Here is a 20,279-nt window from a genome sequence, read left to right as displayed (position 1 = left end):
ACATGATGAGATCGTTCAAGCGTATTGCACTGCTGTGTGGCGTGGGTGTTCTGCTGTCGCCTGCGGCCTGGGCCGAAAACTGGCAAGTGGCCAAGGACGAGGAGGGGATCAAGGTATCCCTCAGCGAAGTGGCCGGGTCCAAGTACAAGGCCTATCGCGGTGTGACCGTGATCAAGGCGCCGCTGGCCAAGGTCGAGGCGCTGCAGGAAGACGTATCCGGGGCCTGTGCATGGATTCACGAATGCAAGTCGCAGAAGCTGCTCAAGCATGAAGGTGACCAAAGCTGGACCTATACCCAGTTCAATACGCCATGGCCGGTGACGCCGCGTGATTCCGTGCTGCATATCACCACCGTCAAGGAGGCAGATGGCAGCCTGACCCGTAACCTGAAAGAAGAGCCGACTTATCTGCCGGAGGAAAAAGGCTTTGTGCGGGTGGCGAAAGTCGAAGGCTTCTGGAAGCTGGTGCCCAAGGGTAACAGTACTGAAGTGACCTACCAGGTGCACACCGAGCCAGGTGGCAGCGTGCCGGCGATGGTGGCCAACAAGTTTGTGGTGGATGCGCCGTTCAATACCCTGAAAGGGCTGCGTGAGCGGGCCGAGAAAAACTGAGGTTCGCCTGATGGAATGCTATCCCATGTAGGAGCGGCCTTGTGTCGCGATAGGGGCGCGAGCGGCCCCAAAATATCAGCTTCGCAACAGGTCTTGCCGGGGTCGCGGTGCGGCCCGTCGCGACACAAGGCCGCTCCTACAGGGATGTGCGACAGACGATCAATAAAAAGGCTGCCCGAGGGCAGCCTTTTTGCGTTCGGCCATGACAGCTTACTTGCGGTCCTTCAGCGCTACGATGTCGCGCTTCTGCTCGCCGGTGTACAGCTGGCGCGGGCGGCCGATCTTGTACGGGCTGGAGAGCATTTCTTTCCAGTGCGAGATCCAGCCAACGGTACGTGCCAGGGCGAAGATCACGGTGAACATGCTGGTCGGAATGCCGATTGCCTTGAGGATGATCCCCGAGTAGAAGTCGACGTTCGGGTACAGCGAGCGCTCGATGAAGTACGGATCGGTCAGGGCGATCTCTTCCAGGCGCATGGCCAGTTCCAGCTGCGGGTCGTTCTTGATGCCCAGCTCGCGCAGGACTTCGTCGCAGGTCTGCTTCATCACGGTGGCGCGCGGGTCGCGGTTCTTGTACACACGGTGACCGAAGCCCATCAGCTTGAACGGGTCGTTCTTGTCCTTGGCCTTGGCGATGAAGGTGTCGATGTTCGAGACATCGCCGATTTCATCGAGCATGGTCAGTACAGCTTCGTTCGCACCGCCGTGGGCCGGGCCCCACAGTGCAGCGATACCGGCGGCGATACAGGCGAACGGGTTGGCACCCGACGAGCCGGCCAGACGGACGGTGGAGGTGGAAGCGTTCTGCTCGTGGTCGGCATGGAGGATGAAGATCCGGTCCATTGCCTTGGCCAGCACCGGGCTGATCGGTTTGATCTCGCACGGGGTGTTGAACATCATGTGCAGGAAGTTTTCCGCGTACGACAGGTCGTTGCGCGGGTACATCATCGGCTGGCCCATGGAGTACTTGTAAACCATCGCGGCCAGGGTCGGCATCTTGGCGACCAGGCGCACCGCGGAAATTTCGCGGTGTTGCGGGTTATTGATGTCCAGGGAGTCGTGATAGAACGCCGACAGGGCGCCGACCACACCGCACATCACCGCCATCGGGTGAGCGTCGCGGCGGAAACCGTTGAAGAAGGACTTCAGCTGCTCGTGAACCATGGTGTGGTTCTTGACGGTGCTGACGAACTGGGCCTTCTGCTCGGCATTCGGCAGTTCGCCGTTGAGCAGCAGGTAGCAGGTTTCGAGGTAGTCGGACTGTTCGGCGAGTTGCTCGATCGGGTAGCCGCGGTGCAGCAGGATCCCTTTGTCGCCGTCAATATAGGTGATCTTCGACTCGCACGAGGCGGTCGCCATGAAACCGGGGTCGAAGGTGAAGTGACCAGTGGCCCCTAACCCGCGGACGTCGATTACATCAGGACCAACGGTGCCGGTTAAAATGGGCAGCTCGACGGGGGCAGCGCCCTCGATGACCAACTGCGCTTTTTTGTCAGCCATGTGGCCTCCTATTAATGCTTGAAATCATCAGACAGACCCCCCACGCAGGGCCCGCACCACTATAGAGGGATAAATTCAGATGTCAATTTGCCTAAAGGCTTGTTGAATCAGGCATTCAAGCCTGATTTTTCCCGAAATTCTCGCCCATTTACGCCTTTTGTTCGCTAAAGGCAATGCGCTATTTGGGCTACCCCGTCACGTTGTCATAAGCAGCCTAACTGTCTATACTCGGCACCCGACCGCCAGGGGCTTGCAAGCCCGAACTGCTGGGGGTCGCCGTTCCCTGGGTGGTGGGTACCTGACCAGTACACTTACCAACAACTTTGCCCTGATTCGCTAGGGGCTCTTCAGTGTGAAAAAAGCCGTGAAAAGCCAACGACCTGTAAACCTAGACCTAAGGACCATCAAGCTTCCTGTCACTGCGTACACGTCCATCCTGCACCGTATCTCCGGCGTCATCCTGTTCATCGGCCTTGCCATCATGCTTTATGCACTGGGCAAGTCGCTGGGTTCCGAGGAAGGCTTCGGTGAGGTGAAGGCGTGTCTGACCAGCCCGCTGGCCAAGTTCGTGACCTGGGGCCTGCTGTCCGCCCTGCTTTATCACCTCGTGGCAGGTGTTCGTCACCTGATCATGGACATGGGCATCGGTGAGACGCTGGAAGGCGGCAAGCTGGGCTCGAAAATCGTGATCGTCATCTCCGTGGTGCTGATCGTTCTGGTGGGAGTTTGGGTATGGTAACCAATGTCACGAACCTGTCGCGTTCGGGCCTCTATGACTGGATGGCGCAGCGCGTTTCTGCGGTCGTTCTCGCGGCTTACTTCATCTTCCTGATCGGCTACGTGGTCGCCCACCCAGGCATCGACTACACCCAGTGGCATGGTCTGTTCTCCAACAACGCGATGCGAATCTTCAGCTTGCTGGCTCTCGTTGCCCTGGGCGCTCACGCCTGGGTCGGCATGTGGACCATTGCAACCGACTACCTGACGCCTATGTCGTTCGGCAAGTCGGCAACTGCGATTCGTTTCCTGTTCCAGGCGGTATGCGGCGTTGCGATGTTCGCTTACTTCGTCTGGGGTGTGCAGATTCTCTGGGGTATCTGATCCATGGCTAGCATTCCAACCATTTCCTTCGACGCCATCATCATCGGTGGCGGCGGCGCCGGCATGCGCGCTGCGCTGCAACTGGCTCAAGGCGGCCACAAGACTGCCGTAGTCACCAAGGTCTTCCCGACCCGTTCGCACACTGTATCCGCCCAGGGCGGCATTACCTGCGCCATCGCTTCGGCCGACCCGAACGACGACTGGCGCTGGCACATGTACGATACCGTCAAGGGTTCCGACTACATCGGTGACCAGGACGCTATCGAATACATGTGTCAGGAAGGCCCGGCTGCGGTCTTCGAGCTGGACCACATGGGCCTGCCGTTCTCGCGCACCGAAACCGGCCGTATCTACCAGCGCCCCTTCGGTGGCCAGTCCAAGGACTTCGGTAAAGGTGGCCAGGCCGCCCGTACCTGTGCCGCATCCGACCGTACCGGTCACGCGCTGCTGCACACCCTGTACCAGGGCAACCTGAAAGCCGGTACCACCTTCCTCAACGAGTACTATGCCGTTGACCTGGTGAAGAACCAGGAAGGCGCCTTTGTCGGTGTGATCGCAATCTGCATCGAAACCGGCGAGACCATGTACATCAAGTCCAAGGCCACCGTTCTGGCCACTGGCGGTGCGGGCCGTATCTACGCCTCTACCACCAACGCCCTGATCAATACCGGTGACGGTATCGGCATGGCCCTGCGTGCCGGTGTACCGGTGCAGGACATCGAGATGTGGCAGTTCCACCCGACCGGCATCGCCGGCGCCGGTGTACTGGTTACCGAAGGTTGCCGCGGTGAAGGTGGTTACCTGATCAACGCCCACGGCGAGCGCTTCATGGAGCGTTACGCGCCGAACGCGAAAGACCTGGCCGGCCGCGACGTGGTTGCCCGTTCCATGGTCAAGGAAATCATCGCCGGCAACGGCGTGGGCCCGAACAAGGACCACGTACTGCTGAAGCTGGACCACCTGGGCGAGGAAGTGCTGCACAGCCGCCTGCCAGGTATCTGCGAACTGTCCAAGACCTTCGCCCACGTCGACCCAGTCGTCGCGCCGGTCCCGGTTGTTCCAACCTGCCACTACATGATGGGCGGCGTTGCCACCAACATTCATGGCCAGGCCATCACCATGGACGAAGAAGGCAAGGATCACATCATTCCTGGCCTGTTCGCCGTAGGTGAGGTGGCGTGCGTATCGGTTCACGGTGCCAACCGCCTGGGCGGCAACTCGCTGCTCGACCTGGTGGTGTTCGGCCGTGCTGCCGGCCTGCACCTGGAGAAGGCGCTGAGCGACGGCATCGAGCACCTCGACGCCAGCGACACCGACATCGACGTTGCCCTGAACCGCCTGAACAAGCTCAACGAGCGTTCCACTGGCGAAGACGTTGCCAGCCTGAAGCGCGAGCTGCAGAGCTGCATGCAGAACTACTTCGGTGTATTCCGTACTGGCGAATACATGCAGAAGGGTATCGAGCAACTGGCCGGTCTGCGTGACCGTATCGCCAACGTCAAGATCAACGACAAGTCTCAGGCCTTCAACACCGCGCGTATCGAAGCGCTGGAGCTGCAGAACCTGCTGGAAGTCGCCGAAGCTACCGCCATCGCGGCCGAAGCCCGTAAAGAGTCCCGCGGCGCCCACGCCCGTGAAGACTTCGAAGACCGTGACGACGAAAACTGGCTGTGCCACACCCTGTACTACCCGGGTGAGAAGCGCGTTGCCAAGCGCGGCGTCAACTTTGCGCCGAAGACCGTTCCGGCCTTTGAGCCAAAAATCCGGACTTACTAAGGGTGGCTGCTATGTTGAAAGTCGAAGTTTACCGTTACAACCCCGACACCGACTCGGCGCCCAAGATGGAGTCGTTCGACGTCGATACCGGCGGCAAGGACCTGATGGTTCTCGATGTATTGGCGCTGATCAAGGAAAAGGACGAGGGTTTCTCGTACCGTCGCTCCTGCCGTGAAGGCGTGTGCGGTTCCGATGGCATGAACATGAACGGCAAGAACGGCCTGGCCTGCATCACCCCGCTGTCGGGTGTGGTCAAAGGCAACAAGCTGGTTCTGCGTCCGCTGCCAGGCCTGCCGGTCATTCGTGACCTGGTGGTCGACATGAGCATCTTCTACAAGCAGTACGAGAAGGTGAAGCCGTTCCTGCAGAACGATACCCCGGCACCGGCCATCGAGCGCCTGCAGTCGCCGGAAGACCGCGACAAGCTGGACGGCCTGTACGAGTGCATCCTGTGCGCTTGCTGCTCGACTTCCTGCCCGTCGTTCTGGTGGAACCCGGACAAGTTCCTGGGCCCCGCTGCCTTGCTGCAGGCCTACCGCTTCCTGGCCGACAGCCGTGACACCAAGACTCAGGAGCGCCTGGCGTCCCTGGATGACCCGTTCAGCGTATTCCGCTGCCGCGGGATCATGAACTGCGTAAACGTTTGCCCGAAAGGTCTGAACCCGACCAAGGCAATCGGTCACGTACGTAACATGCTGCTGCAAAGCGGCACCTGATACAAAGTGTTGTACCTGCAGTAAGCCGAGGTGCGGGTGGTGAGCCCGCACTGAGGTAAACCCGGGCAAGGGCCCACAAAGCCCGCGCTCATTACCTATGAAGATATGAGACCAGCAGGGGCTTTCCGGGCTGGTACCCGGAAAATCAGCAGGATCCAGGTGGCGTGGTTCAGTCGCTAGTTTTCGGACTTTTCCAGGTTTGCTGTGGCTCTCGCCGATCAGTCCCCTAATCGAGGGTGACCAAGCATGCAAGAAAGCGTGATGCAGCGCATGTGGGATAGCGCCCACCTTTCAGGTGGTAACGCTGCATATGTGGAAGAGCTCTACGAGCTCTACCTGCACGACCCTAACGCTGTGCCAGAAGAGTGGCGCACTTACTTCCAGAAGTTGCCAGCCGACGGCAGCACCGCTACCGATGTATCGCACTCGACAATCCGCGACCATTTCGTACTGCTGGCAAAGAACCAGCGCCGCGCCCAACCGGTATCTGCCGGGAGCGTGAGCAGTGAACACGAGAAGAAGCAGGTTGAAGTTCTGCGACTGATCCAGGCCTATCGTATGCGCGGTCATCAGGCTGCCAAGCTCGACCCGTTGGGGTTGTGGCAGCGCCCTGCGCCCGTAGACCTGTCGATCAATCACTACGGCTTGACCAATGCCGATCTTGATACGACCTTCCGTGCCGGCGACCTGTTCATCGGCAAAGAGGAGGCGAGCCTACGCGACATCTTCGATGCACTCCAGAAGACATATTGTCGCACCATTGGCGCCGAATTTACCCACATCGTCGATTCCGAGCAGCGCAGCTGGTTCCAGCAGCGCCTGGAAAGCGTGCGCGGCCGCCCGGAGTTTTCCGCCGACGTGCAGGCCCACCTGCTCGAGCGCGTTACCGCCGGTGAAGGCCTGGAGAAGTACCTGGGCACCAAGTACCCGGGCACCAAGCGCTTCGGCCTTGAAGGTGGCGAGAGCCTGATCCCGATGCTGGACGAAATGATCCAGCGTTCCGGCTCCTACGGCACCAAGGAAGTTGTCATCGGCATGGCCCACCGTGGCCGTCTGAACGTGCTGGTGAACACCTTCGGCAAGAACCCGCGCGAGCTGTTCGACGAGTTCGAAGGCAAGAAGATGAACGAGCTGGGCTCCGGTGACGTGAAGTATCACCAGGGCTTCTCCTCGAACGTGATGACCACCGGTGGCGAAGTTCACCTGGCCATGGCGTTCAACCCGTCCCACCTGGAAATCGTTTCGCCAGTGGTCGAGGGTTCGGTGCGCGCCCGTCAGGACCGCCGCAACGACACCGTTGGCGACAAGGTGCTGCCGATCTCGATTCACGGCGACGCAGCATTTGCCGGCCAGGGCGTGGTCATGGAAACCTTCCAGATGTCGCAGACCCGCGGTTTCAAGACCGGCGGTACCGTGCACATCGTGATCAACAACCAGGTTGGTTTCACCATCAGCAACCCGCTGGACGCGCGCTCCACCGAGTACGCCACCGACGTGGCCAAGATGATCCAGGCGCCTATCCTGCATGTGAACGGCGATGACCCGGAAGCGGTGCTGTTCGTCACCCAGCTGGCCATCGATTACCGCATGCAGTTCAAGCGTGACGTGGTCATCGACCTGGTCTGCTACCGTCGTCGCGGCCACAACGAGGCCGACGAGCCGAACGGCACCCAGCCGCTCATGTACCAGCAGATCAGCAAGCAGCGCACCACTCGTGAGCTGTACGCCGAGGCGCTGATCCAGGCCGGTCGTATCGATGCCGATCGCGCCCAGGCCAAGGTCGACGAGTACCGCAACGCGCTGGACAACGGCCTGCACGTGGTGAAAAGCCTGGTCAAGGAGCCGAACCGCGAGCTGTTCGTCGACTGGCGCCCCTACCTGGGCCATGCCTGGACCGCGCGTCACGACACCCGTTTCGACCTCAAGACCCTGCAAGACCTGTCGGCCAAGCTGCTTGAGCTGCCGGAAGGTTTCGTCGTCCAGCGTCAGGTATCGAAGATCTACGAAGACCGTCAGAAGATGCAGGCCGGTGGCTTGCCGATCAACTGGGGTTATGCAGAGACCATGGCCTACGCCACCCTGCAGTTCGAAGGTCACCCGATCCGCATGACCGGCCAGGACATCGGCCGTGGCACCTTCTCGCACCGCCACGCGGTGTTGCACAATCAGAAGGACGCCAGCACCTACATCCCGCTGCAGAACCTGTTCCCGGGCCAGCCACGTTTCGACCTGTACGATTCGTTCCTGTCCGAAGAAGCGGTACTGGCGTTCGAATACGGCTACTCCACCACCACGCCGAACGCGCTGGTGATCTGGGAAGCCCAGTTCGGCGACTTCGCCAACGGTGCGCAAGTGGTGATCGACCAGTTCATCACCAGCGGCGAGCACAAGTGGGGCCGCCTGTGCGGTCTGACCATGCTGCTGCCACACGGTTATGAAGGGCAGGGGCCGGAGCACTCCTCCGCGCGTCTGGAGCGTTACCTGCAGCTGTGCGCCGAGCACAACATTCAGGTCTGCGTACCGACCACCCCGGCACAGATCTACCACCTGCTGCGTCGCCAGGTGATTCGCCCGCTGCGCAAGCCGCTGGTGGTCCTGACGCCGAAGTCGCTGCTGCGCCACAAGCTGGCCATCTCGACCCTGGAAGACCTGGCAGAAGGCTCGTTCCAGACCGTGATCCCGGAAATCGATGCAATCGATCCGGCCAAGGTCGAGCGTCTGGTGCTGTGCAGCGGCAAGGTCTACTACGACTTGCTGGAAAAACGCCGTGCCGAAGGCCGCGAAGACATCGCCATCCTGCGTCTCGAGCAGCTGTACCCGTTCCCGGAAGACGACCTGGTCGAAATCCTGGCGCAATACAGCAACCTCAAGCACGCCGTATGGTGCCAGGAAGAGCCGATGAACCAGGGCGCCTGGTACAGCAGCCAGCACCACATGCGCCGCATTCTGGGCCGCCACAACAAGGCACTGGTCCTGGAATACGCCGGCCGCGACGCTTCTGCCGCGCCAGCTTGTGGTTACGCTTCGAAGCACGCCGAACAGCAGGAAAAACTGCTGCAAGACGCCTTCACTGTCTAACGCCTTCGCGCACCTGAAACCGAATTTAAGGAAACACAGATAATGGCTATCGAGATCAAAGCCCCAACCTTCCCGGAATCGGTTGCCGATGGCACCGTTGCCACCTGGCACAAGAAGCCGGGCGAAGCCGTCAAGCGTGACGAGCTGATCGTCGACATCGAGACCGACAAGGTGGTCCTGGAAGTCCTGGCTACCGCTGACGGCGTACTGGGCGACATCGTCAAGGGTGAGGGCGACACTGTCCTGTCCGATGAAGTACTGGGTTCGATCGTTGAAGGCGGTGCTGCCGCCGCGCCTGCCGCTGCCGCCGCACCTGCTGCTGCTCCGGCCGCCGCTGCTGCCGACGCTGGCGAAGACGACCCGATTGCTGCCCCGGCTGCCCGTAAGCTGGCTGAAGAAAACGGCATCGACCTGGCTACCGTTGCCGGTACCGGCAAAGGCGGTCGCGTCACCAAGGAAGACGTGGTAGCTGCTGTTGCCAACAAGAAGTCGGCACCTGCCGCTGCACCGGCTGCCAAGCCTGCTGCGGCCGCTGCTGCTCCGGTGGTCACCGCTGCTGGCGACCGCACCGAGAAGCGCGTACCAATGACCCGCCTGCGTGCCAAGATCGCCGAGCGCCTGGTCGAAGCCCAGTCGAACATGGCCATGCTGACCACCTTCAACGAAGTCGACATGACCGAAGTCATGGCCCTGCGTTCGAAGTACAAGGACCTGTTCGAGAAGACCCACAACGGCGTACGCCTGGGCTTCATGTCGTTCTTCGTCAAGGCCGCCACCGAAGCCCTGAAGCGCTTCCCGGCTGTCAACGCCTCGATCGACGGCAACGACATCGTCTACCACGGCTTCGCCGACGTCGGTGTTGCGGTTTCCAGCGACCGTGGCCTGGTGGTTCCGGTACTGCGTAACGCCGAGTCGATGAGCCTGGCTGAAATCGAAAACGGCATCGCCACCTTCGGCAAGAAGGCCCGTGACGGCAAGCTGTCGATCGAAGAAATGACCGGTGGCACCTTCACCATCACCAACGGCGGTACCTTCGGTTCGATGATGTCGACCCCGATCGTCAACCCGCCGCAGGCTGCAATCCTGGGCATGCACAACATCATCCAGCGTCCGATGGCCATCAACGGCCAGGTTGTGATTCGCCCGATGATGTACCTCGCGCTGTCCTACGATCACCGCCTGATCGATGGCAAGGAAGCGGTAACCTTCCTGGTCACCATCAAGAACCTGCTGGAAGATCCGTCTCGCCTGCTGCTGGACATCTAATCGAGCAGCTGTAAGCTGCAAGCGGCAAGCTTCAAGTAGAAGCTTGTCTGTCTTGCGGCTTGCAGCTTGCCGCTTGAAGCTCACAAGGAATCTTTTATGACCCAGAAATTCGACGTAGTGGTAATTGGTGCTGGTCCTGGCGGCTATGTGGCTGCCATCAAGGCCGCCCAACTCGGTCTGAAGACTGCCTGTATCGAGAAGTACACCGACGCCGAGGGCAAGCTGGCCCTGGGCGGCACCTGCCTGAACGTAGGTTGCATTCCTTCCAAGGCGCTGCTGGACAGCTCCTGGAAGTACAAGGAAGCCAAAGAGAGCTTCAATGTTCACGGTATCTCCACGGGTGAAGTGAAGATGGACGTTGCCGCGATGGTTGGCCGCAAGGCTGGCATCGTCAAGAACCTGACCGGTGGCGTTGCCACCCTGTTCAAGGCCAACGGCGTGACCTCGATCCAGGGCCACGGCAAGCTGCTGGCTGGCAAGAAAGTCGAAGTCACCAAGGCTGACGGCACCACCGAAGTCATCGAAGCCGAGAACGTAATCCTGGCTTCCGGCTCGCGCCCGATCGACATTCCGCCGGCTCCGGTCGACCAGAACGTCATCGTCGACTCCACCGGCGCCCTGGAATTCCAGGCCGTACCGAAGCGCCTGGGCGTTATCGGTGCTGGCGTGATCGGCCTGGAGCTGGGCTCGGTATGGGCTCGCCTGGGTGCTGAAGTGACCGTCCTGGAAGCCCTGGACACCTTCCTGATGGCTGCCGACACTGCCGTGTCGAAAGAAGCCCAGAAGACCCTGACCAAGCAAGGCCTGGACATCAAGCTGGGCGCTCGCGTCACCGGCTCGAAAGTCAACGGCAATGAAGTTGAAGTGACCTACACCAATGCCGAAGGCGAGCAGAAGATCACCTTCGACAAACTGATCGTTGCGGTCGGCCGCCGCCCGGTGACCACTGATCTGCTGGCTGCCGACAGCGGCGTGACCATCGACGAGCGTGGCTATATCTTCGTTGACGATCACTGTGCCACCAGCGTACCGGGCGTATTCGCCATCGGTGACGTGGTACGCGGCATGATGCTGGCCCACAAGGCCTCGGAAGAGGGCATCATGGTGGTTGAGCGCATCAAGGGCCACAAGGCCCAGATGAACTACGACCTGATCCCGTCGGTCATCTACACCCACCCGGAAATCGCATGGGTCGGCAAGACCGAACAGTCCTTGAAGGCCGAGGGTGTTGAGGTTAACGTAGGCACCTTCCCGTTCGCGGCCAGCGGCCGTGCGATGGCTGCCAACGACACCGGTGGTTTCGTCAAGGTCATCGCCGATGCCAAGACCGACCGCGTTCTGGGTGTACACGTAATTGGCCCATCGGCTGCCGAACTGGTACAGCAGGGCGCAATCGCAATGGAATTCGGCACCAGTGCCGAGGATCTGGGCATGATGGTCTTCAGCCATCCAACCCTGTCCGAAGCGTTGCATGAAGCAGCGCTGGCAGTGAATGGCGGCGCCATTCACGTAGCCAACCGTAAGAAGCGTTAATCATAAGAAACCACGGCGGGCAGCCCGTCGTGAGTCTTGCGTGCATGACTCACCGCGGAACGTCCGCCGGACCGGATCACATGGGATAACCCGGGGTCAACGGTCACAGGTGGTGCGGCGCCAGTAATGGCGCAGCACCGAAGCGCAGTACCTAACGAAGACGGTAAAAAGCATGAATCTTCACGAGTATCAGGGTAAGCAGCTGTTCGCTGAGTACGGCCTGCCAGTTTCCAAGGGTTTCGCAGTCGACACCCCTGAAGCTGCAGCAGAAGCTTGCGACAAGATCGGCGGGAACGAGTGGGTCGTAAAAGCCCAGGTTCACGCAGGTGGTCGCGGTAAGGCGGGCGGCGTCAAGCTGGTTCGCAGCAAGGAAGACGCCAAGGCGTTCGCTGCGCAATGGTTGGGCAAGAATCTGGTTACCTACCAGACTGACGCCAACGGTCAGCCAGTCTCCAAGATCCTGGTCGAATCCTGCACTGACATCGCCAAAGAGCTGTACCTGGGCGCTGTAGTCGATCGTTCGAGCCGCCGTATCGTGTTCATGGCCTCCACCGAAGGTGGCGTGGACATCGAGAAAGTCGCGCACGACACTCCTGAGAAGATCCTCAAGGCTACCATCGACCCGCTGGTCGGCGCTCAGCCGTTCCAGGGTCGCGAGCTGGCATTCCAGCTGGGTCTGGAAGGCAAGCAAGTTACTCAGTTCGCCAAGATCTTCGTTGGCCTGGCCAAGCTGTTCAAGGATCACGACCTGGCACTGCTGGAAGTGAACCCGCTGGTGATCAAGGCCGATGGCGACCTGCACTGCCTCGATGCCAAGATCAACATCGACGCCAACGCCATGTACCGTCAGCCTAAGCTGAAAACCTTCCACGACCCGTCGCAGGACGACGCCCGTGAAGCCCACGCTGCCAAGTTCGAACTGAACTACGTTGCCCTTGAAGGCAACATCGGCTGCATGGTCAACGGTGCCGGCCTGGCCATGGGTACCATGGACATCGTCAACCTGCACGGCGGCAAGCCGGCCAACTTCCTCGACGTTGGCGGTGGTGCTACCAAAGAGCGCGTTACCGAAGCGTTCAAGATCATTCTGTCCGACAGCAATGTCGCGGCCGTTCTGGTCAACATCTTCGGCGGCATCGTTCGCTGCGACATGATTGCCGAAGGCATCATCGGTGCAGTGAAAGAAGTCGGCGTCAAGGTACCGGTTGTTGTTCGCCTTGAAGGTAACAACGCCGAACTGGGCGCTAAAGTACTGGCAGAAAGCGGTTTGAACATCATTGCGGCAACCAGCCTGACCGACGCTGCTCAACAAGTTGTCAAAGCTGCGGAGGGCAAGTAATGAGCGTCCTGATCAATAAAGACACCAAAGTCATCTGCCAGGGCTTCACTGGCTCGCAGGGTACTTTCCACTCCGAACAGGCCATCGCCTACGGCACCAAGATGGTCGGCGGCGTAACCCCAGGCAAGGGTGGCACCACCCACCTGGGCCTGCCGGTGTTCAACACCGTCAAGGAAGCCGTGGAAGCTACCGGCGCTGACGCCTCGGTTATCTACGTCCCGGCTCCGTTCTGCAAAGACTCGATCCTGGAAGCGGCCTTTGGCGGCATCAAGCTGATCGTTTGCATCACCGAAGGCATTCCTACCCTGGACATGCTGGATGCCAAGGTCAAGTGCGACGAGCTGGGTGTTACCCTGATCGGCCCTAACTGCCCAGGCGTCATCACTCCAGGCGAGTGCAAGATCGGCATCATGCCAGGTCACATTCACCTGCCAGGCAAGGTCGGTATCGTTTCGCGTTCCGGCACCCTGACCTACGAAGCTGTCAAGCAGACCACCGACGCCGGCTTCGGCCAGTCGACCTGCGTCGGCATCGGCGGTGACCCGATCCCGGGCTCCAACTTCATCGACATCCTGAAGCTGTTCCAGGAAGACCCGAAGACCGAAGCGATCGTCATGATCGGTGAGATCGGCGGTTCGGCTGAAGAAGAAGCCGCGGCCTACATCAAGGCCCACGTAACCAAGCCTGTCGTTTCCTACATCGCTGGTGTTACCGCACCTGCGGGCAAGCGCATGGGCCACGCTGGCGCCATCATTTCCGGCGGCAAGGGCACTGCGGACGAGAAGTTCGCCGCCCTGCAGGACGCAGGTGTAAAAACCGTGCGTTCCCTGGCTGACATCGGCAAGGCCCTGGCCGAGCTGACTGGCTGGGAAGCCAAGAAGTAATACGGCTACACCCCCCACGCGCACAGAGGCCACCTTCGGGTGGCCTTTGTCGTTTCAGAGGCCTGCTTGGCTCTTTGTAGGAGCGGCCTTGTGTCGCGAAAGGGCTGCAAAGCAGCCCCAGCAGTTGCTGCATCTACACCAAAATCCTGGGGCTGCTTTGCAGCCCTTTCGCGACACAAGGCCGCTCCTACAGGGTATATGCGTCAGTCGGCCAACTGGGGGAGGGCTGCGATAGGGATTTTTCGATGGGTTTGATAGGAATATTCACACAGACGAATGTTTCAATCCGAGGATAATTCCTACTGTCCTCGGTTGCACAGACGACAAACATGTACGCACATCGGACAAGCAGCACTGTGCCAGTGCGTTTAGCTGACAAAACAGTTACATTACGCGTTCACTCTGTGCCCGTACCCCAAAAGGGAACGACACGCTAAACGGGTCTGGCCTATCAAGCCGGGCAGCATTTCCCCTCATCCAAAGGGAAATCCCCTCTCGAATCCCGATTTCAGCAGTGTGGTACTACCTTAAATGAAAGTTCTCAAAGGCCAGGATATCCTGGCGCTTGGCTTTATGACGTTTGCGCTTTTCGTGGGTGCAGGCAATATCATCTTCCCGCCTATCGTCGGTCTGCAGTCTGGCCCGCACGTGTGGATGGCGGCCCTGGGCTTCCTGGTAACGGCCGTAGGCCTGCCGGTCATCACCGTGGTCGCCCTGGCCAAGGTCGGTGGCGGCATGGACGCCCTGAGCATCCCGATCGGCAAGTTCTTCGGTGGCCTGCTGGCGGCCGTGTGCTACCTGTCGGTTGGCCCGCTGTTCGCTACCCCGCGTACCGCGACCGTGTCGTTCGAAGTGGGCGTTGCACCGCTGACCGGTGAGAGCCCGCTGGCGCTGTTCATCTACAGCCTGGTGTACTTCGCCGTGGTGCTGGCCGTGTCCATGTACCCGGGTAAGTTGCTCGATACCGTGGGCCGCTTCCTGGCGCCGCTGAAGATCATCGCCCTGGCCGCGCTGGGTATTGCTGCCTTCGCGCTGCCAGCGGGCAGCATTGGTGAGGCGCAGCCGGCCTATGCCGCCGCAGCATTCTCCAAGGGCTTCTCCGATGGTTACCTGACCATGGATACCCTGGGTGCCCTGGTCTTCGGTATCGTCATCGTCAACGCCATCCGCTCGCGCGGCGTGGAGTCGCCGAAGCTGATCACCCGTTACGCCATCATTGCCGGCCTGATCGCCGGTGTCGGCCTGGCCCTGGTGTACATCAGCCTGTTCCGCCTGGGCGCCACCAGCCACGACATCGCGGCTGACGCCACCAACGGTGCGGCTGTTCTGCATGCCTATGTGCAGCACACCTTCGGCTCGCTGGGCAGCGGCTTCCTTGCCGTGCTGATCGCGCTGGCCTGCCTGGTGACTGCGGTTGGCCTGACCTGCGCTTGCGCCGAATACTTCAGCCAGATCCTGCCGCTGTCGTACCGCGCACTGGTGGTGATCCTGGCCGGCTTCTCGCTGCTGATCTCCAACCTTGGCCTGACCAAGCTGATCATGTTCTCGATCCCGGTGCTTACTGCCATCTACCCGCCCTGCATCGTGGTGGTCGGCCTGAGCTTCGTGAAAGACCTGTGGAACTCGCCGACCCGCATCCTGGCGCCGGTGATGCTGGTGTCGCTGGTGTTCGGCATGGTCGACGCGATCAAGGGCAGCAGCATTGCCCACGTGCTGCCCGAGTTCATGGCGCACCTGCCGCTGAGCGACCAGGGCCTGGCCTGGCTGGTGCCGTCGGTGGTGACCCTGGTTGGCGCCGTGGCCTGCGACCGCATGCTCGGCAAGCCGCGCGAGGCGCTGGCCTGACCTGGCACGTTGAAACCTGAGGGCGGCACCGGCCACAAGCCGAAGGGTGCGCGCCAAGGGTGGAAACTGGAAAGCCCCGTATCCGAGAGGATGCGGGGCTTTTTGTTGGCCTGTGCCGGCAGCCTGGCAGGGGGGCGCGGACAGGTGTAGGAGCGGCCTTGTGTCGCGATAGGGGTGCGAAGCGCCCCCAGGAATTCAGCTCCGCAGTACAGATTGCCGGGGCTGCTTTGCAGCCCTCTCGCGACACAAGGCCGCTCCTACACTTGACCGCGTCAGATCTAGAGCTGCTTTAGTGGTGCAGATTTCTCTTTGCAGGTGTGCCTTTTGCCACTTGCCAGCGTCGAAACCCGGTCCCTATCCTCTAGGCACCTGGCCCTTTCGGGAACCCTGCATGAACTTCATCCAAAGCAACCTCAACAACCTGCTGGCCATCGCCTGGTTCGCCCTGTGCTGGGGTGGCTACACCCGCTATGCGATCTGGAAGGGGCGCGACACTGCGTGCCTGGCCAGTGTGCTGCACCTGTACCGCGAAGACTGGATGCGCCGCATGCTGCTGCGCGACAACCGCATTGCCGACGCCAGTGTGATCGGCAACCTTGAACGTAACGCATCGTTTTTTGCCTCCAGTACCCTGATCATCCTTGCCGGCATCCTCACCGTGCTCGGTGCCACTGACCGGGCGCTGTCGCTGCTGGCCGACCTGCCACTGGTGCAGCAGGCCTCCCAGGGCATGTCGGAGATCAAGCTGTTGTGCCTGGCCATGGTCTTCGTCTATGCCTTTTTCACCTTCAGCTGGTGCATGCGCCAGTACAACTTTGCCGCAGTGCTGGTGGGCTCGGCTCCGATGATTGGCGAGCGGCTGGTCAACGAGCAGGAGCGCAAGGCATTCGCCTCGCGCGCAGCGCGGGTGTTATCGCTGGCGGCCAACCAGTTCAACTTCGGCCTGCGCGCCTATTACTTTGGCATGGCCATGCTCACCTGGTTCATCAGCCCGTGGTTGTTCATGATCGTCAGTGTGGGCGTTGTGCTGATTCTCTATCGTCGCGAGTTCCACTCCGATGTATTGGACGTCATGGTATTCACACCGACCGAACATGCGCAGACAGAGGCCGCAAGGGAAAGTTCAGCTATAAGCAACTGAAACGTTTAACTTATAAATGGCAGGCACAAAAAAACCCGACATTGTCGGGTTTTTTTGTTTCGGTCGATTACTGCTTGGCAGGTTCGGCCGGGGTGGCTGGCGCCGCTTCCGGAGCCGGAGTAGCCGGAGCGGCTTCTTCGGCAGCCTTCTGCTCGGCTTCGGCCTGATCTTTGGCAGCTTCGGCGTTTTCCTTGGCAGCGTCGTTCATCTTATCCTGAGCTTCACCCATCTTTTCCTGGGCTTGTTCAGCATGTTCTTGTGCGTCCTGGGCTTTGTCTTCGCTCGCTTTATCGCAAGCGGCCAGGCCCATGGCAGCAGCCAGCATCAGAGCAAAAGCAAAAGGTTTACGCATGGGGGTGTTTCTCCTTGGTGGAATAAGTGACTTGTTCCTTCGAGTGCCACTACGCGGAATAAGTTCAACAAAGATTACAGATATATAACGCCGTGTTCTATATAGACTTTTTAATGAATTTATGCCGTTTAGCGGCGGCAGGTGGTTCTAGCCAATGAGCGATTCAACCTTGATGGCCATGGCCGAGCGTTTCCTCTCGGCATTGAAACATTGCCAGTTGTTGCAGATGCGTGTGGCGCAAGCCGATGACGCTGGCATGACCCTGATCCTGCCGTGGTCGCCGGCTATTGTCGGCAACCCGCAAACCGGTGCCGTGCATGGCGGTGCGTTGACCACGCTGATGGACACCACCTGCGGCATGGCCACGTTATGCGTGCTGCCGCGGTTCGAGGTGTGCCCGACCCTGGACCTGCGTATCGACTACATGCACCCGGCCGAGGCTGGCAAAGACATCTACGGGCATGCCCAGTGCTACCGGGTGACCCGCGACGTGATCTTCACCCGTGGCACCGCCTACCAGGACGACCCCGAGCAGCCCATTTGCCAGGTCGTGGGCACGTTCATGCGGCTGGGCCAGGAGATCAAGGGCGGCATCCGCTTCGGCAACAGCCTAAAGGAGGGTAGGGCATGATTCCGCACGCCGTTCGTCAGCAGCTCAACGCCGCCCATGCGCTGGGTGACTACCGGCCCTTGCTGGCGCTGATCCCCTACGCCGGGCTGATCGGCATCGCGTGCGAGCGCCAGGGCGATGACCTGCTGTTCCGCCTGCCGGCCAACCCGGACAACATCGGCAACCCGCTGTTGCCCGCTATCCACGGCGGGGTGATTGCCGGCTTCATGGAGTTGTCGGCAGCGCTATACCTGCTGATCTACAGCGACAGCGCGAGCATTCCGAAGATCATCGATTTCTCCATCGACTACCTGCGCGCCGGGCATTTTCGCGATACCTACGCCCAGTGCCAGTTGTGGCGCCAGGGCCGGCGGGTGACCAACGTCGCCATCACTGCCTGGCAGGCTGACAGGCAGTCACCGATCGCCACGGCCCGCGCGCATTTCAAGATCGAGCCGGAAAAGCCCTTGAAATCATCCGGGCAGCCCCCATCTGAATGACATCCGCCAATAGCGCAGGCCGAACAGGCCGCCGGGCGCCACTGCCATCTGATCGGAGTTTCGAAGACCATGACTGTGGAAACACAAAAGGAAACGCTGGGCTTCCAGACCGAGGTAAAGCAACTGCTGCACCTCATGATTCACTCGCTGTACTCGAACAAGGAAATCTTCCTGCGGGAACTGATTTCCAACGCCTCCGACGCCGCCGACAAGCTGCGTTTCGAAGCCCTGGCCAAGCCAGAGCTGCTGGAAGGCGACGCTGACCTGAAGATTCGCCTGAGCTTCGACAAGGACGCCGGTACCGTGACCCTCGAGGACAACGGCATCGGCATGAGCCGCGAAGACGTCATCGCCCACCTGGGTACCATCGCCAAGTCCGGCACTGCCGACTTCATGAAGAACCTTACCGGTGACCAGAAGAAGGACTCGCACCTGATCGGTCAGTTCGGCGTGGGCTTCTACTCCGCCTTTATCGTTGCCGACAAAGTTGACGTGTATAGCCGTCGTGCCGGCCAGCCAGCTGCCGAGGGCGTGCACTGGTCGTCCAAGGGCGAGGGTGAGTTCGAAGTCGCCACCCTCGACAAGCCACAGCGCGGTACCCGCATCGTCCTGCACCTCAAGAAGGACGAGCAGGAGTTCGCTGATGGTTGGCGCCTGCGCAACGTGGTCAAGAAGTACTCCGACCACATTGCCCTGCCGATCCAGCTGCCAAAAGAGCAAGCTGCCGCCGAGGGCGAAGAGCAGCCGGCCGAAGAGTGGGAAACCGTCAACCGCGCCAGTGCCCTGTGGACCCGTTCGCGTACCGAGGTGAAGGACGAGGAATACCAGGAGTTCTACAAGCACATCGGTCACGACTTCGAAAACCCGCTGGCCTGGAGCCACAACAAGGTCGAAGGCAAGCTCGAATACAACTCGCTGCTGTACGTGCCGGCCCGCGCACCGTTCGACCTGTACCAGCGCGAAGCACCGCGCGGCCTGAAGCTGTACGTGCAGCGCGTGTTCATCATGGACCAGGCCGAATCGTTCCTGCCGCTGTACCTGCGCTTCATCAAGGGTGTGGTCGATTCCAACGACCTGTCGCTGAACGTCTCGCGTGAAATCCTTCAGAAAGACCCGATCATCGATTCGATGAAGACTGCGCTGACCAAGCGCGTGCTGGACATGCTGGAGAAGCTGGCGAAGAACGAGCCAGAGCAGTACAAGGGCTTCTGGAAAAACTTTGGCCAGGTGCTGAAGGAAGGCCCGGCCGAAGACTTCGCCAACAAGGAAAAGATCGCCGGCCTGCTGCGCTTTGCCTCCACCCAGGACGACAGCGGCGAGCAGAGCGTCGCCCTGGCCGACTACCTGGCTCGCGCCAAGGAAGGCCAGGACAAGATCTACTACCTCACCGGCGAGTCGTACGCGCAGGTCAAGAACAGCCCGCACCTGGAAGTCTTCCGCAAGAAAGGCATCGAAGTGCTGCTGCTGACCGACCGCATCGACGAGTGGCTGATGAGCTACCTCAACGAATTCGACGGCAAGTCGTTTGTCGACGTTGCCCGTGGCGACCTGGACCTGGGCAAGCTGGACTCGGAAGAGGACAAGAAAGCCCAGGAAGAAGTGGCCAAGGACAAGGAAGGCCTGGTCGAGCGCCTGAAAGGTGCGCTGGGTGACAGCGTGGCCGAAGTGCGCGTATCGCACCGCCTGACCGATTCGCCGGCGATCCTGGCGATTGGCGAGCAGGATCTCGGCCTGCAGATGCGCCAGATTCTCGAAGCCAGCGGGCAGAAGGTGCCGGAGTCGAAGCCGATCTTCGAGTTCAACCCAGGCCACCCGCTGATCGAGAAGCTGGACAACGAGCAGAGCGAAGACCGCTTCGCCGAGCTGTCGCACATCCTGTTCGATCAGGCGGCCCTGGCGGCCGGTGACAGCCTGAAGGACCCGGCGGCGTACGTTCGTCGCCTGAACAAGCTGTTGGTCGAGCTGTCTGCTTGAGTTGATGCAAAGGAAAGCCCGCTTCGGCGGGCTTTTTTATGACGAGTGCCAAA

The 20,279-nt window shown here is 60.5% G+C and carries 17 protein-coding genes; 15 read left to right on the top strand and 2 right to left on the bottom strand.

Translation table 11 applies throughout. The features are described 5' to 3' along the window. The first annotated feature begins 5 nt into the window (after positions 1–5). A complete protein-coding gene (locus ACI2KG_RS08065) occupies positions 6–611 on the top strand; it encodes an START domain-containing protein (RefSeq protein ID WP_404661531.1) in 606 nt (201 codons plus the stop codon). Positions 612–821: 210 nt separating this feature from the next. Here the strand turns inward: ACI2KG_RS08065 and gltA are convergent, their stop codons facing one another. Continuing rightward, positions 822–2,111, bottom strand: coding sequence for a citrate synthase (gene gltA, locus ACI2KG_RS08060; protein WP_400619754.1), 1,290 nt, complete (start codon positions 2,109–2,111; stop codon positions 822–824). A gap of 352 nt (positions 2,112–2,463) precedes the next feature. On the opposite strand from gltA, the gene sdhC reads away from it, so the two are divergent. The 11 genes from sdhC to ACI2KG_RS08005 all read left to right on the top strand — a co-directional run bounded on the left by sdhC (position 2,464) and on the right by ACI2KG_RS08005 (position 16,790). After that, positions 2,464–2,850, top strand: a complete 387-nt coding sequence (sdhC, locus tag ACI2KG_RS08055; RefSeq protein WP_008091902.1) for a succinate dehydrogenase, cytochrome b556 subunit — start codon at positions 2,464–2,466, stop codon at positions 2,848–2,850. Then, on the top strand, positions 2,844–3,212 hold the full coding sequence (gene sdhD / locus ACI2KG_RS08050) for a succinate dehydrogenase, hydrophobic membrane anchor protein (protein ID WP_008091903.1): 369 nt from the start codon (positions 2,844–2,846) through the stop codon (positions 3,210–3,212). The genes sdhC and sdhD overlap by 7 nt, the downstream gene beginning before the upstream one ends. A gap of 3 nt (positions 3,213–3,215) precedes the next feature. Then, positions 3,216–4,988, top strand: coding sequence for a succinate dehydrogenase flavoprotein subunit (gene sdhA / locus ACI2KG_RS08045; protein WP_172287553.1), 1,773 nt, complete (start codon positions 3,216–3,218; stop codon positions 4,986–4,988). A gap of 11 nt (positions 4,989–4,999) precedes the next feature. Further along, complete coding sequence (locus ACI2KG_RS08040; RefSeq protein WP_012315348.1) at positions 5,000–5,704, top strand: succinate dehydrogenase iron-sulfur subunit; 705 nt, start codon at positions 5,000–5,002, stop codon at positions 5,702–5,704. A gap of 246 nt (positions 5,705–5,950) precedes the next feature. Further along, positions 5,951–8,782, top strand: a complete 2,832-nt coding sequence (locus tag ACI2KG_RS08035; RefSeq protein WP_400619760.1) for a 2-oxoglutarate dehydrogenase E1 component — start codon at positions 5,951–5,953, stop codon at positions 8,780–8,782. A 42-nt stretch (positions 8,783–8,824) separates the two neighbouring features. Then, on the top strand, positions 8,825–10,048 hold the full coding sequence (odhB, locus tag ACI2KG_RS08030; protein WP_400619763.1) for a 2-oxoglutarate dehydrogenase complex dihydrolipoyllysine-residue succinyltransferase: 1,224 nt from the start codon (positions 8,825–8,827) through the stop codon (positions 10,046–10,048). A 96-nt stretch (positions 10,049–10,144) separates the two neighbouring features. After that, on the top strand, positions 10,145–11,581 hold the full coding sequence (gene lpdA, locus ACI2KG_RS08025; protein ID WP_284356601.1) for a dihydrolipoyl dehydrogenase: 1,437 nt from the start codon (positions 10,145–10,147) through the stop codon (positions 11,579–11,581). 172 nt (positions 11,582–11,753) lie between these two features. Then, positions 11,754–12,920, top strand: a complete 1,167-nt coding sequence (gene sucC, locus ACI2KG_RS08020; RefSeq protein WP_201207068.1) for an ADP-forming succinate--CoA ligase subunit beta — start codon at positions 11,754–11,756, stop codon at positions 12,918–12,920. Beyond that, entirely contained in the window at positions 12,920–13,804 is an 885-nt protein-coding gene (sucD, locus tag ACI2KG_RS08015; RefSeq protein WP_003254203.1) for a succinate--CoA ligase subunit alpha, read from the top strand. Before sucC ends, sucD begins: the two co-directional genes overlap by 1 nt. A gap of 531 nt (positions 13,805–14,335) precedes the next feature. After that, positions 14,336–15,649 (top strand): branched-chain amino acid transport system II carrier protein, encoded by a 1,314-nt coding sequence (gene brnQ, locus ACI2KG_RS08010; RefSeq protein ID WP_404661498.1) that lies wholly within the window; start codon positions 14,336–14,338, stop codon positions 15,647–15,649. Positions 15,650–16,040: 391 nt separating this feature from the next. After that, positions 16,041–16,790 (top strand): DUF599 domain-containing protein, encoded by a 750-nt coding sequence (locus ACI2KG_RS08005; protein ID WP_404661497.1) that lies wholly within the window; start codon positions 16,041–16,043, stop codon positions 16,788–16,790. A 67-nt stretch (positions 16,791–16,857) separates the two neighbouring features. Here the strand turns inward: ACI2KG_RS08005 and ACI2KG_RS08000 are convergent, their stop codons facing one another. Beyond that, positions 16,858–17,142 carry a hypothetical protein gene (locus ACI2KG_RS08000; protein WP_019472034.1) on the bottom strand — a complete coding sequence of 95 codons (285 nt, stop codon included), beginning with the start codon at positions 17,140–17,142 and terminating at the stop codon, positions 16,858–16,860. A 154-nt stretch (positions 17,143–17,296) separates the two neighbouring features. On the opposite strand from ACI2KG_RS08000, the gene ACI2KG_RS07995 reads away from it, so the two are divergent. The 3 genes from ACI2KG_RS07995 to htpG all read left to right on the top strand — a co-directional run bounded on the left by ACI2KG_RS07995 (position 17,297) and on the right by htpG (position 20,226). Then, positions 17,297–17,773: a PaaI family thioesterase gene (locus tag ACI2KG_RS07995; RefSeq protein WP_400619775.1), complete on the top strand. Its 477-nt coding sequence runs from the start codon at positions 17,297–17,299 to the stop codon at positions 17,771–17,773. Next, the gene (locus tag ACI2KG_RS07990; protein WP_404661496.1) at positions 17,770–18,252 is read left to right on the top strand and encodes a PaaI family thioesterase; all 483 of its coding nucleotides are present in this window, start codon (positions 17,770–17,772) and stop codon (positions 18,250–18,252) included. Before ACI2KG_RS07995 ends, ACI2KG_RS07990 begins: the two co-directional genes overlap by 4 nt. A gap of 69 nt (positions 18,253–18,321) precedes the next feature. Further along, positions 18,322–20,226: a molecular chaperone HtpG gene (gene htpG / locus ACI2KG_RS07985; RefSeq protein WP_404661495.1), complete on the top strand. Its 1,905-nt coding sequence runs from the start codon at positions 18,322–18,324 to the stop codon at positions 20,224–20,226. The last annotated feature ends 53 nt before the right edge of the window (positions 20,227–20,279 follow it).

Origin of the sequence: Pseudomonas sp. NPDC089407, from assembly GCF_044900445.1 — a bacterium.
In the GTDB taxonomy this organism is placed as follows: domain Bacteria; phylum Pseudomonadota; class Gammaproteobacteria; order Pseudomonadales; family Pseudomonadaceae; genus Aquipseudomonas.
This window is presented reverse-complemented; position numbering and strand designations above follow the sequence as displayed.

Excerpts from the sequence above, each read along its gene's own strand:
- lpdA (WP_284356601.1), top strand. The coding sequence starts at position 10,145 with ATGACCCAGAAATTCGACGTAGTGGTAATTGGTGCTGGTCCTGGCGGC.
- sdhD (WP_008091903.1), top strand. The coding sequence starts at position 2,844 with ATGGTAACCAATGTCACGAACCTGTCGCGTTCGGGCCTCTATGACTGG.
- gltA (WP_400619754.1), bottom strand. The coding sequence starts at position 2,111 with ATGGCTGACAAAAAAGCGCAGTTGGTCATCGAGGGCGCTGCCCCCGTC.
- ACI2KG_RS08005 (WP_404661497.1), top strand. The coding sequence starts at position 16,041 with ATGAACTTCATCCAAAGCAACCTCAACAACCTGCTGGCCATCGCCTGG.
- htpG (WP_404661495.1), top strand. The coding sequence starts at position 18,322 with ATGACTGTGGAAACACAAAAGGAAACGCTGGGCTTCCAGACCGAGGTA.
- brnQ (WP_404661498.1), top strand. The coding sequence starts at position 14,336 with ATGAAAGTTCTCAAAGGCCAGGATATCCTGGCGCTTGGCTTTATGACG.
- odhB (WP_400619763.1), top strand. The coding sequence starts at position 8,825 with ATGGCTATCGAGATCAAAGCCCCAACCTTCCCGGAATCGGTTGCCGAT.
- ACI2KG_RS08040 (WP_012315348.1), top strand. The coding sequence starts at position 5,000 with ATGTTGAAAGTCGAAGTTTACCGTTACAACCCCGACACCGACTCGGCG.
- sdhA (WP_172287553.1), top strand. The coding sequence starts at position 3,216 with ATGGCTAGCATTCCAACCATTTCCTTCGACGCCATCATCATCGGTGGC.
- ACI2KG_RS08035 (WP_400619760.1), top strand. The coding sequence starts at position 5,951 with ATGCAAGAAAGCGTGATGCAGCGCATGTGGGATAGCGCCCACCTTTCA.
- ACI2KG_RS07990 (WP_404661496.1), top strand. The coding sequence starts at position 17,770 with ATGATTCCGCACGCCGTTCGTCAGCAGCTCAACGCCGCCCATGCGCTG.
- sucC (WP_201207068.1), top strand. The coding sequence starts at position 11,754 with ATGAATCTTCACGAGTATCAGGGTAAGCAGCTGTTCGCTGAGTACGGC.
- ACI2KG_RS07995 (WP_400619775.1), top strand. The coding sequence starts at position 17,297 with ATGAGCGATTCAACCTTGATGGCCATGGCCGAGCGTTTCCTCTCGGCA.
- sucD (WP_003254203.1), top strand. The coding sequence starts at position 12,920 with ATGAGCGTCCTGATCAATAAAGACACCAAAGTCATCTGCCAGGGCTTC.
- ACI2KG_RS08000 (WP_019472034.1), bottom strand. The coding sequence starts at position 17,142 with ATGCGTAAACCTTTTGCTTTTGCTCTGATGCTGGCTGCTGCCATGGGC.
- ACI2KG_RS08065 (WP_404661531.1), top strand. The coding sequence starts at position 6 with ATGAGATCGTTCAAGCGTATTGCACTGCTGTGTGGCGTGGGTGTTCTG.